Genomic DNA, 19,635 nt, shown 5'->3' on the forward strand with positions numbered 1-19,635 from the left:
TCAGAAAGTATTGCCGTAGCGCGCCAGCACGGCCGCGAAGATGATGCCCGAGGCGATGCCGCCGGCCAGCCAGGCGACAAACCCGATCAGGCGGTTGGTGCGGCGTTGCTCGACCACCAGCAGGGCCAGCAAATCCTGCGTCGCCGCATGCGGCTGCGCTTGCTGCTCGAGCGCGCGGTGCGCCAGGCGCGGCAGTTGCGGGAAGATGTGGGCGTAGCGCGGTGCTTCGGCTTTTAATCGTTCGACCAGGCCGCGCCAGCCGACCTGCTCGCCCATCCAGCGCTCCAGATACGGTTTCGCCGTCTTCCACAGATCGAGGTCGGGATCGAGCTGGCGTCCCAGTCCCTCGATGTTGAGCAGGGTCTTTTGCAGCAGCACCAGTTGCGGCTGCACCTCGACATTGAAGCGGCGCGAAGTCTGGAACAGGCGCAGCAGGATCTGGCCGAACGAGATGTCTTTCAATGGCCGGTCGAAAATCGGTTCGCAGCAGGCGCGCACCGCCGATTCGAGTTCGTCGACGCGGGTAGTGCGCGGCGCCCAGCCCGATTCGATATGGGCTTCGGCCACGCGTTTGTAGTCGCGCCGGAAAAAGGCGAGGAAGTTCTGCGACAAATAATCCTTGTCGAAGTCGTTCAAGGTGCCGACGATGCCGAAATCGAGGGCGATGTAGCGGCCAAAGGTTTCCGGCTCGACCGAGACCAGGATGTTACCGGGGTGCATATCGGCGTGGAAAAAGCCGTCGCGGAAGACCTGGGTAAAAAAGATCTCGACGCCGTCGCTGGAGAGCTTTTTGAGGTCGACGCCTTCGGCCGCCAGGCGGTCGATCTGCGACACCGGGATGCCGTTCATGCGTTCCATGACGATCACGCTGCTGGAGCAATAGTCCCAATACATTTCCGGAACCATCAATAACTCGGAATCCGCGAAATTGCGGCGCAGCTGGCTGGCGTTGGCCGCCTCGCGCATCAGGTCGAGTTCGTCGTGCAGGTATTTGTCGAACTCGGCCACGACTTCGCGCGGCTTCAGGCGCCGGCTCTCGGCCCAGACGCGCTCTAACAAGCCGGTCGCCAGGTGCATCAGGGCGATGTCTTCGTCGATCGTTTTCTTCATGCCCGGACGCAGCACCTTGACGGCAACCTGCTTGCCGTTCTTCAGCGTCGCGAAGTGCACTTGCGCGATCGAAGCCGAGGCCACCGGCACCGGATCGAAACTGGCGAACAACTGGTCGGGATGGGCGCCGAGCGCGGCCGTGATCTGGGCAATCGCCTGGTCGGATGGGAACGGCGGCACGCGGTCTTGCAGCAGCGCCAGCTCGTCGGCGATATCCGGCGGCATCAGGTCGCGCCGGGTCGACAGCACCTGGCCGAACTTGATGAAGATCGGCCCCAGCTCTTCCAGGGCCAGGCGCAGGCGGATCGCGCGCGGGGTGGTGATGTGGCCACGCCAGAAAAACATGCCGCTGACAAAACGTGCCGTACGCGGGGCATTGAAGCCGGACATTGCGATTTCATCGAGGCCGTACTTGGTTGCGACCGTGAAAATTTTAAGCAGGCGCAGGAATTTCAATATCATCAGCTATCCAGGGTGGAATCCCCGCTCGTGCGGGTTGTCGGAATGAGGGCGCTGGGCGGCGCCACTTGCACGGCGTACTGTTGCGCCGGCTTTTGCACGGCTTGCTGCGCGGCCAGCTGTTCCAGCCGGGCGATGCGCTTGGCGGTGCGTTCGACGTCGTCGCGCAGGCGCACCACGTCGGCGCCGAACGCATCCACCTCGGCCGGGCGGGTCAGCACCGGGCGTTCCTCGACCAGGAATTCGGCCAGGTTCTCGGCCAGGCGGCGGCCACCGGCATTCACGTTGGCAAAGACGCTGCGCGCCCCGCCTGCCAGGCGGCTGGCGCCGATCGGTCCGAACAGGCGCTCGAGGTCGTGCTCGGGTTCCCAGCGCAGGCCGCGGCTCAGTTGCGAGATCGTGTTGGCGAATTCGGCGTCGCCCTCGATGCGCACGTAGGAAAACGCGCGCTCGCGGTTTTGCGCGATCAGCGGCAGGTCGGTCAGCTTGACGTGGATGGTGACGTTGGCGCTGGCCTCGGGCAGCGCCGCTTCCAGCAAGCCGTCGGCCGCCACGCGCAGGCGCAGCGCCAGGTGGCCGGTATCGATGACGGCGATCTTGCCGGCGTGACGCTGCAGAGAAGCGCGCGCCCAGGACTCGTCCGCCAGCAAGTGGTTGATCGTGGCAACGGCAGACACCGTCAGGGCGCGTTGCGGCGCCAGGAATAGAGGGCTCGGGAACATGGAATGGGTCGCGAAAAAAACAAAACCGCCCGGGTTGAGGCGGGCGGTTTCGATCTTACCAGTTTGCCGGGGCACAAACCCCGTGCACGGAAAGTTTGCAGGAAAATAATTACGCCACCTGTTGGATACCCGCGAGTACCCAGCCGGTATTGCCCGACAGCGGCTTTTCCATGTTCCAGACTTCGGTAAATGGCTCGGCCGGCGCATTCGGGGCGGTACGGATCATGCCATTGAACTGGACGCTGGCGAGGTAATCGCTGGCACTCGTTTCGATGCCGAGCAGCTGGGCGTCGATCGAGACGACGTCGGTGAAATCGGCATTCGCGCCGCGTTCGGCGATCTGCATTTTCAGTTCGGCAAACACTTCCGGCGTCGTGAATTCGCGCAGGTCGGCCACGTCGCCTTTATCCCAGGCTGCCTGCATGCGGATGAACGAGGATTTCGCATGACGCAGGAAGGCTTCATTGTCGAAGTCGGCCGGCACGCCCCATTGCACGTGCTGCGCCGGCGCGGCGGCGCCCTTGTTCAGCGACACGCCCGCGGCAGTGCCCTGGAACGACTGCGGTTGATACGGCTGCTGCAAGCCCGAACCGATTTCAGGCGTGCCGCCGGCCGGCAGCGGCTGTTGATTGAAGCCGCCCTTGAACTGGGCATTCGCCGGCGTGTCCTTGCGGCGGAACATGCGCACGATGAACATCACGGCCAGCGCCAGCAGCGCGATCATCAGGACCGAGGACAAGAACGAAGCCATGGCGCCGCCGATGCCCAGGTGCGAGAACAGGGCGCCCAGGCCGAGGCCGAGCAGCGCGCCGCCCAACAAGCCTTTCCACATGCTCGGCTTGGCCGCCTGCGCAGCGCGGGCGCCGGCGGCGCCGGCAGCAGCGCCGGCAACCGGTGCGGCCGGGCCCGGCGTTGCCGCCTGGCGGTTGATCGGGGCGGCCGGGGCCGGTGCGGGGGCAGGCATCTGGCGCACCGTCTGCGACTGGCGCCCGATGGAACGCTTGCCGCCCATCGGACGGGCAAAAGCTTCGGCAACCATTGCCGTCGTGCTCAAGGCCAGTACCATCGTAACCAGGAATTTTTTCATTTCACATGCCCCCTTAAAATTTGCCCTTAGCTTAATGCCTGAAGCTTAACGCTCCCTTAGCGCTTGTTTACAACTTGATACCGGTATGCAGCGCCGCCACGCCCGCCGTCAGGTTGAAATACTGGACGCGTTCCAGGCCCGCCGTTTCCATCATGCCTTTCAGCGTTTCCTGGTCCGGGTGCATGCGAATCGATTCGGCCAGGTAACGATAACTTTCCGCATCGTTGGCGATGCGCTGGCCCAGCCATGGCAGCACCGAGAACGAATACATGTCGTACGGCTTTTGCAGCGGCGCCGCGACTTTCGAAAATTCCAGCACCAGCAGCTTGCCGCCGGGCTTGAGCACGCGGCGCATTTCCGCCAGCGCCTGGTCCTTGTGCGTCATGTTGCGCAAGCCAAAGGCCACGCTGACCCGGTCAAAATAATTGTCCGGAAACGGTAACTTTTCGGCATCACAAAGCAAGGTGGGGGTCACCAAACCCTTATTCAATAGCCGGTCGCGGCCAACGCGCAGCATCGACTCGTTGATGTCGGTGAGCCAGACCTCCCCGCTCGGCCCCGCCTGCTTGGCGAAGGCTTTCGACAGGTCGCCGGTGCCGCCGGCAATGTCGAGCACCTTGAATCCTGGACGGACACCGGCCTGGGCAATGGTAAAAGTCTTCCAGATGCGGTGCAGGCCGCCGGACATGAGGTCGTTCATGACGTCGTACTTGGCGGCGACGGAATGGAAAACCTTGGCGACCTCGTGGACCTTTTCGTCCTCGGAAACGGTTTTATAGCCGAAATGGGTGGTGTTGGTCATAGTGCTCTGCCGGTTGATCTTGCCGCATTATACAAGCGACATGCATGGCGGGCGCGGACGCAGCGGAACACCGCTTATGGCAACATCTGCAACATCTTGAACAATGAAATCCGCTATCGACCAACAAGGCTCGCCCATTCATGAAAATACCGTTCATCTTCCTGTTCACTACCATCGCTTCAATGGCGTCGGCGCAAACCGTGCGGCCGACGACGCAGATCCCGGCTTGCCGGCTGCCCGCCAAATCCTTTCCGGCGAAATACGAAAAACTGGCCAGGACCGACAAAGGCTATGCCTGGATTCGGAAGGCTGCCCCTGCCGACGCCGAAGTGAGCGGCAATGGCGGGGAGCGCGCCGATGGGTCGGCGATGTACACCTGGCTCAGCTTTTATCGGCTCGATCTCGACAACGACGGCCAGTGCGACTGGTACCTGAATGCCTCGGCGCCGCTGTCGAGCGGAGGCGATCGCGATTCGATCAACACGCTCTATCTCGGCCGCCAGAACGGCTGGCTGCGGATCGGCGCCACGGTGCCCGCCCACGAGCCGGACGAGCCCGGCGTCGGCAAGACGATGGAGGAACAAGACCGCTATTTGTTCGGCGAGGAAATCGGCGTCATTCACGATGCGGCAGGCAAGACCAATTACCTGGTCGGTAGTTTCCCGAGCCGCCACGTCCGCGGCGACAGCCTGCCCGGCTACCGCTTGCAGGTCTGGGATGCCGGCAAAAAGACCTTCAGGCTGCTCGACAAATGGGAACCCGGATCAAAGGCCGCCGCGATCTATGCGTTTTTCAAGGCCCACGGCGCGCGCATTCCCGCCACCGCAACCGCCGCGCCGCAAGACACGATCCTGCGCTTCGATGCCGAGGTCGAGGCCTACGAACGCGCGCAAGCCTGCAACCCGGACAGCCCGCAACGCTCCGCGCCCGACCTGTACGGCGCCGTCTCGCGGCACCTGCTCGCCCGCTGCAGACGCTGACCTGCGCCGTGCTGCACAGCCCCCGCCCGGCAAGCCCATCGGTGCGGCGTTGAATTGTTAACTCTTGTATAATTTCCAGCCACTCTTTCTTTCCTTCTCTGCAATATTCAATCTGCATGCGAACGAGGACCCGTTTCCTGTTGCTGGTGCTGTCCGTGCTGGTTCCTTCGTTCATCGCCGCGGCGCTGGCGGTTGCCTACGTCTACCGCGATGCCCAGCAAGCGCAAAATCGCAGCATGGCCGAGACGGCGCGGGCCATGGCACTGCTCGTCGATAACGAGCTCGAGAAGAAGGAAGAGCTGCTGCGTGCGCTGGCCGGGGCGCCCTCGCTCGAGCGCGGCGACCTGGTCGAGTTCTACCAGCACGCCCGCCGCGCGGTGCCGCCACCGGAATCGGTGATCGTCCTGTTCGACCTGGACGGCCGCCCTTTGCTCAATACCCGGCGTCCCTACGGCAGCGATTTGCCGCCCCGTGGCGGTTCGAATATCGCGCAGCTGATGCAGAACAAGGACCCGGCGAATACCTTCGTCTCCGACCTGTTCGTCTCGCGCACGACGGGAGGCCACGACATCGCGCTGCAGGTGCCGGTGTACGGCGCGGCCGGCAACGGCGATCCCGGCGCCAGGCCGATCCGTTACCTGCTATCGCTGGGCATGAACGTTGGTTCCCTGCAGCAGTTGCTGGGGCGCCAGCGGCTGCCGGCTCCCTGGCTGGCGACGCTGATCGACCGCAACGGGCTGGTCGTGGCGCGCACCCGGGCGCCGGAACTGTACCTGGGCAAACCCGTACGCGACACGACCCGCGCCCTGGTGCGCGGCGTGCAGGAAACGATGTACGAATCGCGTACCCTGGACGGAATCGACTCGCGCGTCTACGCCAGCACCGTGCCCGGCGCCGACTGGAAGATCCTGCTCAGCATTCCGCGCAGCGAATTGCGCCAGGCGCCGTTGCGCGCCGCCGCCCTGCTCGGCGGCATGATGGCGCTGCTGCTGGTCGTCGGCCTGGTGGCGGCGCGCCGCTTCGCCAGCCGCGCCATCGCGCCGATCGACGCGCTCGGCCGCAGCGCGGTGGCGCTCGGCACCGGCGCCGAGGTGCGCTACCAGCCCGCCGGCTGGGCCGAGCTCGACAGCGTGGCGCACCACCTGGCCGACGCCAGCATCCGCATCCGCCAGGGCCAGACCGAGATGGAAGCGCGCGTCGCCGCCGCGATCGCCGCCACCGAACGCGCCCAGAGCGCGCTGCTGAAGAACCAGAAGCTGGAAGCCCTGGGGCGCCTCACCGGCGGCATCGCCCACGAATACAACAACCTGCTGCAGACCCTGACCACGGCGCTGCAACTGGCGGCGTTCACCACGCGCGACGACAAGGTCAAAAGCCTGGTGCAGACCTGCCAGCGCACGGTGGCGCGCGCCACTACCCTCACCGGCCAGCTCGGTTCGTTCGGGCGCATGCAGGAAGCGCGCCGCAGCACGGTCGACCTGTGCGAGCAGTTGCGCAGTGCGGTGCAGTTGATGAAAGGCTCGCTGAGCGGCAAGGTCGCGGTCGAAGTGCATTGCACGGACGAGGTCTGGCCGGTCACGCTCGAACCGCTGCAGTTCGACGTGGCGCTGCTGAACCTGGCCATGAATGCGCGCGACGCCATGCCGGACGGCGGCGTGCTGCGCCTGGAAGCGCGGAATATCACGATCGACAGTGGCGACGCCGGCGCCGGCCCCGCCCTGGCGCGCGGCGACTACGTGCTGGTGAGCATGGTCGACAGCGGCAGCGGCATGACGCCCGAGGTCATGGCGCGCGCGCTCGACCCCTTCTTCACGACCAAGCCGCCGGGCCAGGGCACGGGCCTGGGCTTGCCACAAGCCTATGCCTTCGCGACCCAGACCGGCGGCACGCTGGTGCTCGACAGCATTCCCGGCATCGGCACCCGGGTCGACCTGTACCTGGCGCGCGCCCGCGATGCCGTGATGGCCGCGCCCACCATCGACGGCAATGGCGCTGCGCCGGCACACGGCAGCGGCACCGTCCTGTTCGTGGAAGACGACGCCCTGGTGCGCGAAGCCGTGCTGCGCGCGCTGCAGGAAAGCGGCTTCGACGTCATGGTCGCCGAGAACGGCGAAGCCGCCCTGCGCCTGCTGGAAAGCGATGCACGCCGGCCCGGCGTCGTCTTTTCCGACGTCGTCATGCCAGGGCAAGTGAGCGGCATCGACCTGGCCGGCATCCTGCGCCAGCGCTATCCCGGCTTGCCGGTCATCCTGGCGACCGGCTACACCGAACAGCAAGTCGCCGTGCCCGACGTGCAAGTGCTGGCCAAACCGTATGCGATTGAGCAGCTGGTAGCAGTGTTGTCGCAGGCAGTTGTCCAGAACTAGCCGTTCAATATCCAGCTTCTTTCAAGAATTCGCTTAGCGCTCGACAACGTTCATTGCAGCCGAGAACGGGATAAGGCGCGATCGCGGCTCGGCTGTCGTTTCGCCCCAACTCGGCAATAAATACGTCGCCAAATTTTCCTTCACGAACGCAGATTTCTGCCTATAATAATTTCGCTTTGTTAAGACAGTCGCTGGCGTCATTCGTTTTCTTCACCGACAGGCCGAAACAAGGCATATTAAAATAAACTTTTGGGGAATTAAAATGACGACTGGCACTGTTAAGTGGTTCAACGATGCAAAAGGTTTTGGTTTCATCACGCCTGACGGCGGCGGTGAAGACCTGTTCGCGCACTTCTCGGCAATCAACGCACCGGGCTTCAAATCCCTGTCGGAGAATCAGCGCGTGAGCTTCGAGATCACCACTGGCCCGAAGGGCAAACAGGCTGCCAATATCCAGCCGCAGTGATATTTGGATTGCGTGGCTGCTACGGTGGCCGACGCGGTTTGAATAAATGAAAAAGCGCCTTTCGGGGCGCTTTTTTTATGGTGATTAATTGGGCAGGCTGCCGGATGCGGTGGTGAATTAGCGCTGCCGTACCGCGTGGGCTCGAGAGCCCACCCTACATTATGCAACTGTTCCATGAACTTGCTACGGGCGGTGGTGCACCGTAGGGTGGGCACTTGTGCCCACGCGGATCAACGTTTGCGAATCAGCTCAGTGATTGTGGCCACTCCCGCAAACCCCACCACGCACCAGCGCCCCCGGCAACACCGTGCCCGGTTCGCGCCCACTCTCTCCTGCAAACCCGGCGGCCTGCAGCCGGCCCAGGTAATCCTGCCACAGCGCTTCATGCTCGCTGCCCAGTTTATACAGATAATCCCAGGTAAAAATCCCGCTGTCGTGGCCATCGGTGAACAACGGTTTCACGGCGTAATTCCCGACCGGTTCGACACCGCTGATGCCAACGTCGCGCTTGCCCACTTGCAGGGTTTCCTGGCCCGGCCCATGGCCCTTTACTTCGGCCGAGGGCGAATACACGCGCAGCAGTTCGAAGGGAATGGAAAAGGCGCGGCCGTCGTTGAAAGCGATTTCGAGCAGGCGGGATTTCTGGTGGACGGTCAGTTCGGTTGGAATCGGCATAATGACTTTTACTTTTTACTTGTCTGTTCGGTTCATGCGGCGCGCGATGGCGTCGGCCAGGTGCGGCAACAGGGCGCGGCGTGCGTCGAGCACGGCGGCGTCCGTCTCGCGCACCGCCGCTGCCCACACGGGCGCCGGGAAGTGCGCGTCGTCAGTGTAGCGCGGGATGACGTGCCAGTGCAGGTGCGGCACGACATTGCCCAGGCTGGCGACGTTGATTTTAACCGGCGCCATGGTCTCGCGAATCGCCTGTTCGACCTCGTACACGGCTTCGTTCAGCAGCAGGCGATCTGCAAGCGCCAGGTCGCTCATCTCGCGTACGTGGTCGCGCCAGATGACGCGGCAAAAGCCGGGATAATTCGCATCGTCGACCAGGATCACCGAAAATTTTTCGTTGGCGTGCACCGTCGATGCGGCGAACTGGCACAGCTCGCAGTTTGGGAGGGCGCCGTTAAAAGCCGAACTCATACCAGCACCCGCTCGATCCCGCCGTTGTTGGCGCGTGCCACGTAATCGGGCAGCCAGTTCTCGCCCAGCAGGTGCCTGGCGATTTCGACGACGATGTAGTCGGCCGAGGTTTTCGAATCGCCGTTGTAGCGCGACAGGCCCTGCAGGCAGGACGGGCAGCTGGTCAGCACCTTGACTTCACCCTCGAAGCCATCGGCGCGCAGTTTGGCCGCGCCCTTCTCCATCTGGCTCTCCTTGCGATAACGCACCTGGGTCGCGATGTCCGGCCGCGTCACGGCAAAGGTGCCGGACTCGCCGCAGCAGCGCTCGTTCTTTTCGATTTTCACGTTGTCGAAGGTACTGACCAATTCGTTCACGGTCTTGACCGAATCCTGCAGCTTCATTGGCGTGTGGCAAGGGTCGTGGTACATGTAGCGCGTGCCTTCCACGCCTTCCAGCTTCACCCCTTTTTCGAGCAGGTATTCGTGGATGTCCATGATGCGGCAGCCCGGGAAGATCTTTTCGAATTCATAGGTCGCCAACTGGTCGTAGCAGGTGCCGCACGAAACGAGGACCGTCTTGATGTCGAGGTAGTTCAACGTGTTGGCCATGCGATGGAACAGCACGCGGTTATCCGTCATCATCTTGTCGGCCTTGTCGTACTGGCCGGCGCCGCGCTGCGGATAGCCGCAGCACAGGTAGCCCGGCGGCAGCACGGTCTGTACGCCGACTTCCCACAGCATCGCCTGGGTGGCGAGACCCACTTGCGAGAACAGGCGCTCGGAACCGCAACCGGGGAAGTAGAACACCGCTTCGCTGTCGGCATTGGTCGCCTTCGGGTTGCGAATGATCGGAATCACCTTGTCGTCTTCGATGTCGAGCAGCGCGCGCGCCGTCTTCTTCGGCAGGTTGCCCGGCATTTTCTTGTTAATGAAATGGATCACCTGCTCGCGCACCGGCGCTTTACCCGTGGTCGGCGGCGGCGCCGCGGTCTGCTCCTTGGCGAATTTACGGAGCAACTGGTTGCCGAGGCGCTGGGCTTTAAAACCGACGCCGACCATCGCCTTGCGGGTGGCATTAATCGTGGTCGGATCGGTCGCATTCAGGAAGAACATGGCGGCGCGATTCGCCGGCTTGAAACTGCGCTTGTCCATCTTGCGCAGCAGATTACGCATGTTCATCGAGACGTCGCCGAAGTCGATGTTGACCGGGCATGGCGTGACGCACTTGTGGCACACGGTGCAGTGGTCGGACACGTCTTCGAATTCTTCCCAGTGGCGGATCGAGACGCCACGGCGGGTTTGCTCTTCGTAGAGGAAGGCTTCGATCAGGGCCGACGTCGCCAGGATCTTGTCGCGTGGCGAGTACAGCAGGTTCGATTGCGGCACGTGGGTGGTGCAGACCGGCTTGCACTTCCCGCAGCGCAGGCAATCCTTGATCGAATTGGCGATCTCGCCGATATCGCTCTGCTGCATGATCAGCGACTCGTGGCCCATCAGGCCGAACGAGGGCGTGTAGGCGTTGCGCAGGTCGGCGTGCGCTTCCTTCAGGTTGAGCAGCTTGCCCTTGTTGAAGCGCCCTTCCGGATCGACGCGCAGTTTATAGTCGCGGAAGTCCTGGATTTCGGAATCAAGCAAAAACTCGAGCTTGGTGATGCCGATGCCGTGTTCGCCCGAGATCACGCCGTCGAGCGAACGGGCAAGCTTCATGATGCGCTCGACCGCTTTGTGGGCATCCTGCAGCATGGCGTAATCGTCCGAGTTCACCGGCAGGTTGGTGTGGACGTTGCCGTCGCCGGCGTGCATGTGCAGCGCCACGAACACGCGCGAACGCAGCACGCGCTTGTGGATCGCGACGGTCTCGTCGAGGATGCATTTGTACGCCGCGCCATTGAAGATCTGGCGCAGCGGCGCGCGCAGGTCGTGCTTCCACGAGATGCGCAAGGTATGGTCCTGCACCACGTCGAACAGCGTCGCATCGGGCTGGTTGCCGATGCGCAGATCGAACGTACCGGAGAGATGGCCCAGGCCGAGTTCGTCGAGCTGGTGGTGGACGTCGACCAGCTTGCGGTCCAGGTTCGCCAGCACAGTGGTCCAGCGCGCCTGCACGGCTTCGACCAGGGCCACGGCCTGCTCCGGCCTGTCTCCCATGATCTCGTCGCGCGCGACCGTGTCGCCGCTGGCGTCGTCGCTCTTTTCCAGCGGCAGGTGGCCGCCCGACAGATAGGTGTGCAGTTCGCCGGCCAGCTGCAGTTTATTTTTGATCGACAGCTCGACGTTGATGCGCTCGATGCCGTCGGTGTATTCGCCCATTCGGTTCAGGGGAATGACGACGTCTTCGTTGATTTTAAAGGCGTTGGTGTGGCGCGCAATCGCCGCGGTGCGGGCGCGATCCAGCCAGAATTTTTTGCGCGCTTCGGCGCTCACCGCCACAAAACCTTCGCCGACGCGCGTGTTCGCGATGCGCACCACTTCCGAGGCGGCCATGGCCACCGCATTTTCGTCGTCGCCGACGATGTCGCCGAACAGCGCCATTTTCGGCAGCGTGCCGCGTTTCGATTTGGTGGCGTAGCCGACCGCGCGCAGGTAGCGTTCATCGAGGTGTTCGAGGCCGGCCAGGCGTAGGGTCGCGAATTCGGGCCTGCCGTTTTTCGGCAGCGAATCGAGGTAATCCTTGATCTCGACGATCGACGGAATCGCGTCGCGCGCCTGGCCGAAGAATTCCAGCGCCACGGTGCGCGTGAACTTCGGCATTTTATGCAGGATCCAGCGGCCCGAGGTGATCAGGCCATCGGTACCCTCTTTCTGGATGCCCGGCAGGCCGGAGAGGAATTTGTCGGTGACGTCTTTACCGAGCCCCTCCTTGCGGAACTTGCGGCCCTCGATGGTCAGCGTCTCGGTGCGGAACGGCGCGCCTTTCGGGGCGCCTTTCACGGCCGGGTGCGTCCATTCGAGTTTGAAGACGGCGGTCGGCGCGTCGTGGATCTTGCCGAGGTTATGGTCGAGGCGCGTCACTTCGAGCCAGTCGCCGTTCGGGTCGACCATGCGCCACGAGGCCAGGTTATCCAGCGCGGTGCCCCACAACACGGCTTTCTTGCCGCCCGCGTTCATGGCGATGTTCCCGCCGATGCAGGAGGCGTGCGCCGAGGTCGGGTCGACCGCGAATACGAAGCCGGCCTTTTCGGCCGCCTGCGAGACGACCTGGGTGACGACGCCGGCGCCGGTATGGATGGTCGCGTAGTCGCGGTCCAGGCCGGGCAGGCGCGTCATCTCGACTTCGCCAATGCCGATCAGTTTTTCGGTATTGATCACGGCCGACATCGGGGTCAGCGGAATCGCGCCGCCCGTATAACCGGTGCCGCCGCCGCGCGGGATGATGGTCAACCCGAGTTCGATGCAGCCTTTGACGAGGCCCGCCATCTCTTCCTCGCTGTCCGGCACCAGCACCAGGAACGGGTATTCGACACGCCAGTCGGTGGCATCCGTCACGTGCGAGACGCGGTGCATGCCGTCGAAGCGGATGTTGCGTTTATCGGTGTAGGCGCCGAGCACGGCGCGCGCCTTCTTGCGCAGGTCGTACATGTCGCGGAACTCGCGGCCGAAGTCATCGACGGCCCGGCGCGCGGCGGCGAGCAGCTGTTCGACGGCGCTGCTGCGTGCGGCCACGGTGTCGGCGTCGCCACCATCAGTCGTATCCACGGTGAGGCGGCGCTTGTCGACTTCGGCCAGGCGGTGGTGCAAGGCGTCGATCAGCTTCTGGCGCCGCTTCGGGTTGTCCAGCATGTCGTCCTGCAGGTACGGATTGCGCCGCACCACCCAGATATCGCCCAGCACCTCGTACAGCATGCGCGCCGAGCGCCCGGTCTGGCGTGCGCCGCGCAGCTGGTCGAGCAGCTGCCAGGACGACTCGCCAAGCAGGCGGATCACGATTTCGCGGTCCGAAAACGAGGTGTAGTTATAAGGAATTTCGCGCAGGCGCGCCGGTGCGTTATCGGCGAGCAGGGTCTGGATGTGTACTGGGGCGTTCATGGATGATCGACGTTTGGACTGGCCCGAAGGACAACCATTCTAGCTTATTGCGCCGCACAACGCAGAGCCGGGACGTTTTTATACAGAGTCCGTAAGCAACAAAATGTGCAATAACGTCCCGTGTTGCAAATTAGATTTGCAAAAACTAGCCTGTAGGCATCAAAAATAAGCATGAGATGCTTGTAGGCCGAATCGGAAGGACGTGGGTGGGACGCGGCGGCGAGATCATCGTGTACGGAAGCGGAGCCGTCGCGTATCACCGCGTGGACTCGAGAGTCCACCCTACGAGCCCACCCTGCCACACCAGATCAGCCTGTGATCCGCGTGATCATTGTGCCCAGATTGCGCCAGAAATCATCCGGCACATACAGCAGCACCAGCGTCATGGTCAGATAGCGCCCGAACTTCCCGATCGCCATGTACATCACGCTCGGCCAGAACGGCAGATGCAGCCATCCCGCCAGCGTGCACAGCGGATCGCCGATGCCCGGCAGCCAGGACAGCAGCATGGTCTTGGCGCCGTACTTGGCCAGCCAGCCGAACCAGCGGCTCTGGCGCTCGCGCGCAAAGGCGATCTTTGCGCGGTAGCCGAGCAGGTAGTCGACCGCGCCGCCTAGGGTGTTGCCGAGGGTGGCGACCAGGATCGCCGGCCAGAACATGGCCTCGTTGGCCTTGATGACGGCGAACACGGCCGGTTCGGAGCCGAGCGGGACCAGGGTGGCGGAGACGAATGCGATGACGAAAACCGACGTGAGCCCGACTGTGGGAGCGGCGAGAACCTTGAGCAGCCAGAGGACAGCGGTTTCGATCATCGGTTGAGGTTCGGCAGTTGGAGGCGTCCATTATAATGAGGAAAACACATCGCCCCGACACGATACGATGAGCCTGCAACCCAGCCCGTCGTCTCGCACTGCAGCCCACGGTCACCCGCCACGGTAAACAGTCTCGCGTCACAGGAACCAGGACACTGGCCGCACACCCTCCTTTTCCCGACCATGACAATCGACTACCTGAAAAAAATCCTCACCGCGCGCGTCTACGACGTGGCCGAGGAAACCCCGCTCGAACTCGCGCCCACCCTGTCGCAGCGTTTCAATAACCGCATCTACTTCAAGCGCGAAGACATGCAGAGCGTGTTCAGCTTCAAACTGCGCGGCGCCTACAACAAGATGGCGCACTTATCAACCGAAGCCTTGCAGCGTGGCGTGATCTGCGCCTCGGCCGGCAACCATGCGCAAGGCGTGGCGCTGTCGGCCGCGAAGCTGGGCTGCCGCGCCCTGATCGTGATGCCGACCACGACCCCGCAATTGAAGATCGATGCAGTCAAGGCGCGTGGCGGCAATGCGGTGGAGGTCGTGCTGCATGGCGACTCCTATACCGACGCCTACAACCACGCGATCCTGCTCGAGCGCGAACAGAAGCTGACCTTCGTCCACCCCTTCGACGACCCGGACGTGATCGCCGGCCAGGGCACGATCGGCATGGAGATCCTGCGCCAGCACTCGGGTCCGATCCACGCGATCTTTGTCGCCATCGGCGGCGGCGGGCTGGTCTCGGGTATCGGCGCCTATGTGAAAGCGGTGCGGCCGGACATCAAGATCATCGGCGTGCAGTCGATCGACTCGGATGCGATGGCCCGGAGTTTGAAAGCGGGCGAGCGCGTCACGCTGGCGGACGTCGGCTTGTTCGCCGACGGCATCGCGGTGCGCCTGGTCGGCGAAGAGACCTTCCGCGTGGCGCAGGAGGTGGTCGACGAGATCATCCTGGTCGATACCGATGCCATCTGCGCCGCGATCCAGGACGTGTTCCAGGACACGCGCAGCATCCTCGAGCCGGCCGGCGCGCTGGCCGTGGCGGGCGCCAAGGCGTATGTGGAACGCTCGCAGATGGCGCGCCAGCCGGTCAAGAACGAGACCCTGGTGGCGGTCGCCTGCGGCGCCAACATGAACTTCGACCGCCTGCGTTTCGTCGCCGAACGCGCCGAACTGGGCGAGGCGCGCGAAGCCGTGTTCGCGGTGACGATTCCCGAGCAGCGCGGCAGCTTCAAACGTTTCTGTGCGCTGGTCGGCGCGCGCAACGTCACCGAGTTCACCTACCGCATCAGCGACGCGCGCCAGGCGCACGTGTTCGTCGGCGTGCAGGTGAGCAGCCGCGGCGAATCCGGCCTGCTGGCGCACACCTTCGAGCAGCACGATTTCGCCACCCTCGACCTCACCCACGACGAACTGGCCAAGCTGCACATCCGCCACCTGGTCGGCGGCAAAAGCGCACTGGCGCGCGACGAACTGCTGTACCGCTTCGAATTCCCCGAGCGCCCCGGCGCGCTGATGCGCTTCCTCGACAGCATGGCGCCGAACTGGAATATCTCGCTGTTTCATTACCGGAACCAGGGCGGCGACGTGGGCCGCATCCTGGTCGGGCTGCAGGTACCGGGCGGGGAGATGGACGATTTCCGCCAGTTCCTGGCGACGCTGGGATACCGGTATTGGGATGAGACGGCGAATCCGGTGTATAAGCTGTTCCTGTGATTCGCCGGTTGCGGCGTGCACGCGTGCGTTGAACGCGTGGGCGGCGCGTCGGCTGCGTCTACGCGGATTGCCTGATGGAGCCGCCCACCTTACGGGTGTATGCAGCAGGACGGCCACGCCAGCGTCTGGCATATCCGTAAGGTGGGCGGCTCCACCTAAGCACATGATCATCGTTGACGCAGACGCCGCCCACGCGTTCAACCAGCCCATGCATCGCTCCAAGCGGACGCGACGCGCAAGCGGCTCCGGAAAGGTGTACGATACGCCGCTTTGCCGCCGCCGCGCCGGCACCCATTGCGATAGCCACCCGCTGTCGCGCAGCGCCGGCGCTTCCAGACGAGATCATGAACAATACCCCCGATCAATCGCCACTTGGCAAATCCTCCGCCTACCAGACCCAGTACGCGCCCGAGTTGCTGTTCCCGATTCCGCGCCAGCAAAAGCGCGACGAACTGGCCATCCAGGGTACGCTCCCCTTCTTCGGCCTCGACATCTGGAACGCCTATGAATTGTCGTGGCTGAACATGCGCGGCAAGCCGCAGGTGGCGATCGCGACCATCAGCGCGCCGGCCGATTCACCGAACATCGTCGAATCGAAGTCGTTCAAGCTGTACCTGAATTCCTTCAACCAGACCCGCGTGGCCGGCGTCGAGGCGCTGGTGGCGCTGCTGCGCGAAGACTTGTCGAACGCCTTCGGCGCGCCGGTGCACATCACCATCACCGAGCCGGAAAACTTCGGCAAACTGAAAATGGGCGAACTCGAGGGCCTGTCGCTGGACCGCATGGATATCGAAGTCGACGATTATTCGCCGGCGCCGCACCTGCTGACTGCCAATGTCAACGAGGCGCCGGTCGAGGAAACCCTGGTGTCGAACCTGCTGAAATCGAATTGCCTGGTCACCGGCCAGCCGGACTGGGGCAGCGTGCAGATCGAGTACGTCGGTCCGCAAATCGACCAGGAAGGATTGTTGCGCTACCTGATCGGCTTCCGCGAGCACAACGAATTTCACGAACAATGTGTCGAGCGCATCTTCATGGACATCCTGCGCCAGTGCAAGCCGACCAAGCTGGCGGTGTATGCGCGCTATACGCGCCGCGGCGGCCTCGACATCAATCCATGGCGGGCGAATTTCAGTACCGGGCGTCCGCACAACCTGCGCGGCGCGCGCCAGTAAAGGCGGATTGTTACCTGTACCTTTCCAGCCACAGAAACTGACGGAAAAACAACAGCCGGCACGGTGCGTCCGTTTAAACGCTTTTTAAGCAAATACGGGGAAACTACGGTCGATGCGGCTTGCATCTGCCGTTTCATTCGGTACGCATTAATTTTCGATACGGAAATTGCGTGGACCTTGTGGAAGCGCAAACAGCGCTCATCACACTGCTGGCTAAAAGCCTGAAATAGGTGGGCGACAGGCGTACGATACCGACGCGAAATCGAATTACATGGCTGAAAAACCGGCCTATAATTCTGCACCGCAAGTCGGCTATTGTGCGCCGCAACATGAAAAGCGTGAAATGACCAATCTGAGCAAAATCCTCTCTCTCGAAAACGTCCAGCTCGATATCGAGGTGTCCAGCAAGAAGCGCGCCTTTGAACAGGCTGGACTGATTTTCGAGAACAACTGCGGGATCGCCCGTTCGACCGTGTCGGAAAACCTGTTCGCGCGCGAGCGCCTCGGTTCCACCGGCCTCGGCCATGGCGTGGCCGTGCCGCACGGACGCATCAAGGGCAGCAAGAGCCTGAAACAGCCGATCGCCGCCTTCGTGCGCCTGGCGGCGCCGATCCCATTCGAATCGCCCGACGGCCAGCCGGTCAGCCTGCTGTTCTTCCTCTTGATTCCGGACCACGTCACCCAGCAGCACCTGGAAATCCTGTCGGAAATCGCGGAACTGTTCTCGGACGAAGCGATCCGCACGGCGCTGGCCACCGAGTCCGATCCGCGCGCGATCCACGAACGTATTATCAACTGGCAACCTAGCTTGCAGGCCTTGGGTTAAACTCGGGGGAGTTCCCTCCCCTTATTTTTCTCGCCATGCTGCAGACTCCGCTCACCATCCAACGGCTGTACGACGACAATCGCGACAGCCTGCAACTGGGCTGGTTCGCCGGCTTTCCCGGCGGCGAGCGGCTCATTTCCGGCGACGTCGCCTCGGCTGCCGACCAGGTCGGCCACCTGAACCTGATCCACCCGGGCCGTATCCAGGTCTTCGGACACCAGGAACTGAATTACTACCACCGCCTCAAATCGAGTTCGCGCAGCCACGTGATCGGCGAACTGATCGGCGGCGGACCGCCGGCGCTGATCATCGCGCAAGGTCTGGAGACCCCGCCCGACATCCTCGCCATCTGCGACGAGCAGAACATCCCGCTGTTCTCGACGCCGCTGCCGGCCGCCCAGGTGATCGACTTCCTGCGGGTCTATCTGTCGAAAAAGCTGGCCCAGCGCGTCATCATGCACGGTGTCTTCATGGACGTGCTCGGTGTCGGCGTGCTGATCACCGGCGACTCCGGCCTCGGTAAAAGCGAGCTTGGCCTGGAACTGATCTCGCGCTCGCACGGCCTGGTCGCCGACGACGCCGTCGAATTCTCGCGCATCGCCCCCAACATGATCGAAGGCCGCTGCCCGCCGCTGCTGCAGAACCTGCTGGAAGTGCGCGGCCTCGGCCTGCTCGACATCAAGGCGATTTTTGGCGAGACCGCCGTGCGCCGCAAGATGCGTCTCAAACTGATCGTGCACCTCGTCAAACGCGGCGTGCTCGACGAAGAGGTCGAGCGCCTGCCCTTCCACTTCCCCACCGAAGAGGTGCTGGGCCTGCCGATCCGCAAGGTCGTCATTCCTGTCGCCGCCGGCCGCAACATCGCCGTGCTGCTCGAAGCCGCGGTGCGCAACACGATCCTGCAGCTGCGCGGGATCGATACGCTGCAGGAGTTCATGGAGCGGCAACGTCAAGCCATGAGCGGAGATTGAGCGGCGATTGAGCGGGGATTGAGACGACAAAGCGGCAGCGCTTGCGGTATCATCGAGCCATGCACATCGTCCTCATTACCGGTATTTCCGGCTCGGGCAAGTCGGTTGCCCTGAATGTCCTGGAAGACGCAGGTTACTACTGCGTCGACAACCTGCCGCCGCCCCTGCTGCCGCAACTGGTCGATTCTGTCGCGACGAGCACGATCAAACTGGCGGTGGCGGTCGACGCCCGCAGCGCCGAATCGCTGGCGGGCTTGCCAGTCACGGTGCGCACGCTCAAGGAAGAAGGGCACCAGGTCAAGGTGCTGTTCCTGACCGCGAGCACCCATTCGCTGGTTGCGCGCTTTTCCGAAACGCGGCGCAGCCACCCGCTGTCGCATACCCTGATGCCGGGCGCGAATCCGGCCGCGCGCCGTACCCTCATCGAATGCATTGCCGAAGAACGCGAACGACTGGGGGCCATCGAGCAGCTCGGCCACGTGATCGATACGTCGGAGGCCTCGGCGAACAAACTGCGCGCCTGGATCAAGGAACTGGCCGAGGTCCAGCATGCGCCGCTGACGCTCTTCTTCGAATCCTTCGCCTTCAAGGTCGGCGTGCCGCTCGACGCCGACTTCGTGTTCGACGTGCGCGCCGTCCCGAATCCATATTACGACCTGGCGTTGCGCCCGCTGAACGGCAAGGACGCCCCCGTGATCGCCTTTCTCGACGCCCAGCCGAGCGCCACCGAGATGCTGCACGATATCTGCAAATTCGTCGAGAAGTGGCTGCCCTCGTTCAAGACCGATAACCGCAGCTACCTGACGGTGGCGGTGGGCTGTACCGGCGGGCAGCATCGCTCGGTGTACATGGCCGAGCGGCTGGCGGCCTATTTCAACGAGAGCGAGCGCGTGGTGGTGAGGCACCGCGAGCAGTCGTAGAGAGTTGTAGGGTGGGCACTTGTGCCCACACGGCTGCACCGGTTAATCAGTGTTGACGGTGACCACGATATGC

Annotated in this window: 16 protein-coding genes; 8 read left to right on the top strand and 8 right to left on the bottom strand. The window is 63.2% G+C overall.

Annotated elements, in window-relative coordinates; all coding sequences use genetic code 11:
• From ubiB to ubiE, 4 genes are all read right to left on the bottom strand, one after another.
• Nucleotides 1-1,572, bottom strand: coding sequence for a ubiquinone biosynthesis regulatory protein kinase UbiB (ubiB, locus tag AC56LG_RS20255; protein ID WP_497167873.1), 1,572 nt, complete (start codon nucleotides 1,570-1,572; stop codon nucleotides 1-3).
• The gene (locus AC56LG_RS20260; RefSeq protein WP_497167874.1) at nucleotides 1,572-2,291 is read right to left on the bottom strand and encodes a ubiquinone biosynthesis accessory factor UbiJ; all 720 of its coding nucleotides are present in this window, start codon (nucleotides 2,289-2,291) and stop codon (nucleotides 1,572-1,574) included. The genes ubiB and AC56LG_RS20260 overlap by 1 nt, the downstream gene beginning before the upstream one ends.
• 109 nt (nucleotides 2,292-2,400) lie before the next feature.
• Complete coding sequence (locus tag AC56LG_RS20265) at nucleotides 2,401-3,378, bottom strand: Tim44 domain-containing protein (RefSeq protein WP_497167875.1); 978 nt, start codon at nucleotides 3,376-3,378, stop codon at nucleotides 2,401-2,403.
• Nucleotides 3,379-3,445: 67 nt separating this feature from the next.
• Nucleotides 3,446-4,180 carry a bifunctional demethylmenaquinone methyltransferase/2-methoxy-6-polyprenyl-1,4-benzoquinol methylase UbiE gene (gene ubiE / locus AC56LG_RS20270; protein WP_497167876.1) on the bottom strand — a complete coding sequence of 245 codons (735 nt, stop codon included), beginning with the start codon at nucleotides 4,178-4,180 and terminating at the stop codon, nucleotides 3,446-3,448.
• A 140-nt stretch (nucleotides 4,181-4,320) separates the two neighbouring features.
• Between ubiE and AC56LG_RS20275 the strand changes: the two genes are divergently transcribed.
• The 3 genes from AC56LG_RS20275 to AC56LG_RS20285 all read left to right on the top strand — a co-directional run bounded on the left by AC56LG_RS20275 (nucleotide 4,321) and on the right by AC56LG_RS20285 (nucleotide 7,992).
• Entirely contained in the window at nucleotides 4,321-5,160 is an 840-nt protein-coding gene (locus tag AC56LG_RS20275; RefSeq protein WP_497167877.1) for a hypothetical protein, read from the top strand.
• Between the two features lie 116 nt (nucleotides 5,161-5,276).
• Complete coding sequence (locus AC56LG_RS20280) at nucleotides 5,277-7,526, top strand: hybrid sensor histidine kinase/response regulator (protein ID WP_497167878.1); 2,250 nt, start codon at nucleotides 5,277-5,279, stop codon at nucleotides 7,524-7,526.
• Between the two features lie 262 nt (nucleotides 7,527-7,788).
• Nucleotides 7,789-7,992 carry a cold-shock protein gene (locus tag AC56LG_RS20285; protein WP_192051221.1) on the top strand — a complete coding sequence of 68 codons (204 nt, stop codon included), beginning with the start codon at nucleotides 7,789-7,791 and terminating at the stop codon, nucleotides 7,990-7,992.
• Nucleotides 7,993-8,241: 249 nt separating this feature from the next.
• On the opposite strand, the gene AC56LG_RS20290 is transcribed toward AC56LG_RS20285, so the two are convergent.
• The 4 genes from AC56LG_RS20290 to AC56LG_RS20305 form a co-directional block, all read right to left on the bottom strand.
• The gene (locus AC56LG_RS20290) at nucleotides 8,242-8,667 is read right to left on the bottom strand and encodes a gamma-butyrobetaine hydroxylase family protein (RefSeq protein WP_497167879.1); all 426 of its coding nucleotides are present in this window, start codon (nucleotides 8,665-8,667) and stop codon (nucleotides 8,242-8,244) included.
• Nucleotides 8,668-8,682: 15 nt separating this feature from the next.
• A complete protein-coding gene (locus AC56LG_RS20295; RefSeq protein WP_497167880.1) occupies nucleotides 8,683-9,135 on the bottom strand; it encodes an HIT family protein in 453 nt (150 codons plus the stop codon).
• Nucleotides 9,132-13,142 carry a DUF3683 domain-containing protein gene (locus AC56LG_RS20300; protein ID WP_497167881.1) on the bottom strand — a complete coding sequence of 1,337 codons (4,011 nt, stop codon included), beginning with the start codon at nucleotides 13,140-13,142 and terminating at the stop codon, nucleotides 9,132-9,134. Before AC56LG_RS20300 ends, AC56LG_RS20295 begins: the two co-directional genes overlap by 4 nt.
• 308 nt (nucleotides 13,143-13,450) lie before the next feature.
• Nucleotides 13,451-13,954: a YqaA family protein gene (locus tag AC56LG_RS20305; protein WP_192051212.1), complete on the bottom strand. Its 504-nt coding sequence runs from the start codon at nucleotides 13,952-13,954 to the stop codon at nucleotides 13,451-13,453.
• Between the two features lie 183 nt (nucleotides 13,955-14,137).
• On the opposite strand from AC56LG_RS20305, the gene ilvA reads away from it, so the two are divergent.
• From ilvA to rapZ, 5 genes are all read left to right on the top strand, one after another.
• The gene (ilvA, locus tag AC56LG_RS20310) at nucleotides 14,138-15,670 is read left to right on the top strand and encodes a threonine ammonia-lyase, biosynthetic (protein WP_497167882.1); all 1,533 of its coding nucleotides are present in this window, start codon (nucleotides 14,138-14,140) and stop codon (nucleotides 15,668-15,670) included.
• A gap of 344 nt (nucleotides 15,671-16,014) precedes the next feature.
• Nucleotides 16,015-16,845 carry an NADPH-dependent 7-cyano-7-deazaguanine reductase QueF gene (queF, locus tag AC56LG_RS20315; protein ID WP_497167883.1) on the top strand — a complete coding sequence of 277 codons (831 nt, stop codon included), beginning with the start codon at nucleotides 16,015-16,017 and terminating at the stop codon, nucleotides 16,843-16,845.
• A gap of 343 nt (nucleotides 16,846-17,188) precedes the next feature.
• Nucleotides 17,189-17,671 carry a PTS sugar transporter subunit IIA gene (locus AC56LG_RS20320; protein WP_192051206.1) on the top strand — a complete coding sequence of 161 codons (483 nt, stop codon included), beginning with the start codon at nucleotides 17,189-17,191 and terminating at the stop codon, nucleotides 17,669-17,671.
• Between the two features lie 35 nt (nucleotides 17,672-17,706).
• Nucleotides 17,707-18,642 carry an HPr(Ser) kinase/phosphatase gene (gene hprK, locus AC56LG_RS20325; RefSeq protein WP_056345175.1) on the top strand — a complete coding sequence of 312 codons (936 nt, stop codon included), beginning with the start codon at nucleotides 17,707-17,709 and terminating at the stop codon, nucleotides 18,640-18,642.
• 59 nt (nucleotides 18,643-18,701) lie between these two features.
• Nucleotides 18,702-19,562 (top strand): RNase adapter RapZ, encoded by an 861-nt coding sequence (gene rapZ, locus AC56LG_RS20330; protein WP_497167884.1) that lies wholly within the window; start codon nucleotides 18,702-18,704, stop codon nucleotides 19,560-19,562.
• Nucleotides 19,563-19,635 lie beyond the last annotated feature (73 nt).

The organism is Telluria sp. ZB2R32 (assembly GCF_059685715.1).

Coding starts and splice junctions, on each gene's coding strand:
- ubiB (WP_497167873.1), bottom strand. CDS start 1,572: ATGATATTGAAATTCCTGCGCCTGCTTAAAATTTTCACGGTCGCAACC.
- AC56LG_RS20260 (WP_497167874.1), bottom strand. CDS start 2,291: ATGTTCCCGAGCCCTCTATTCCTGGCGCCGCAACGCGCCCTGACGGTG.
- AC56LG_RS20265 (WP_497167875.1), bottom strand. CDS start 3,378: ATGAAAAAATTCCTGGTTACGATGGTACTGGCCTTGAGCACGACGGCA.
- ubiE (WP_497167876.1), bottom strand. CDS start 4,180: ATGACCAACACCACCCATTTCGGCTATAAAACCGTTTCCGAGGACGAA.
- AC56LG_RS20275 (WP_497167877.1), top strand. CDS start 4,321: ATGAAAATACCGTTCATCTTCCTGTTCACTACCATCGCTTCAATGGCG.
- AC56LG_RS20280 (WP_497167878.1), top strand. CDS start 5,277: ATGCGAACGAGGACCCGTTTCCTGTTGCTGGTGCTGTCCGTGCTGGTT.
- AC56LG_RS20285 (WP_192051221.1), top strand. CDS start 7,789: ATGACGACTGGCACTGTTAAGTGGTTCAACGATGCAAAAGGTTTTGGT.
- AC56LG_RS20290 (WP_497167879.1), bottom strand. CDS start 8,667: ATGCCGATTCCAACCGAACTGACCGTCCACCAGAAATCCCGCCTGCTC.
- AC56LG_RS20295 (WP_497167880.1), bottom strand. CDS start 9,135: ATGAGTTCGGCTTTTAACGGCGCCCTCCCAAACTGCGAGCTGTGCCAG.
- AC56LG_RS20300 (WP_497167881.1), bottom strand. CDS start 13,142: ATGAACGCCCCAGTACACATCCAGACCCTGCTCGCCGATAACGCACCG.
- AC56LG_RS20305 (WP_192051212.1), bottom strand. CDS start 13,954: ATGATCGAAACCGCTGTCCTCTGGCTGCTCAAGGTTCTCGCCGCTCCC.
- ilvA (WP_497167882.1), top strand. CDS start 14,138: ATGACAATCGACTACCTGAAAAAAATCCTCACCGCGCGCGTCTACGAC.
- queF (WP_497167883.1), top strand. CDS start 16,015: ATGAACAATACCCCCGATCAATCGCCACTTGGCAAATCCTCCGCCTAC.
- AC56LG_RS20320 (WP_192051206.1), top strand. CDS start 17,189: ATGACCAATCTGAGCAAAATCCTCTCTCTCGAAAACGTCCAGCTCGAT.
- hprK (WP_056345175.1), top strand. CDS start 17,707: ATGCTGCAGACTCCGCTCACCATCCAACGGCTGTACGACGACAATCGC.
- rapZ (WP_497167884.1), top strand. CDS start 18,702: ATGCACATCGTCCTCATTACCGGTATTTCCGGCTCGGGCAAGTCGGTT.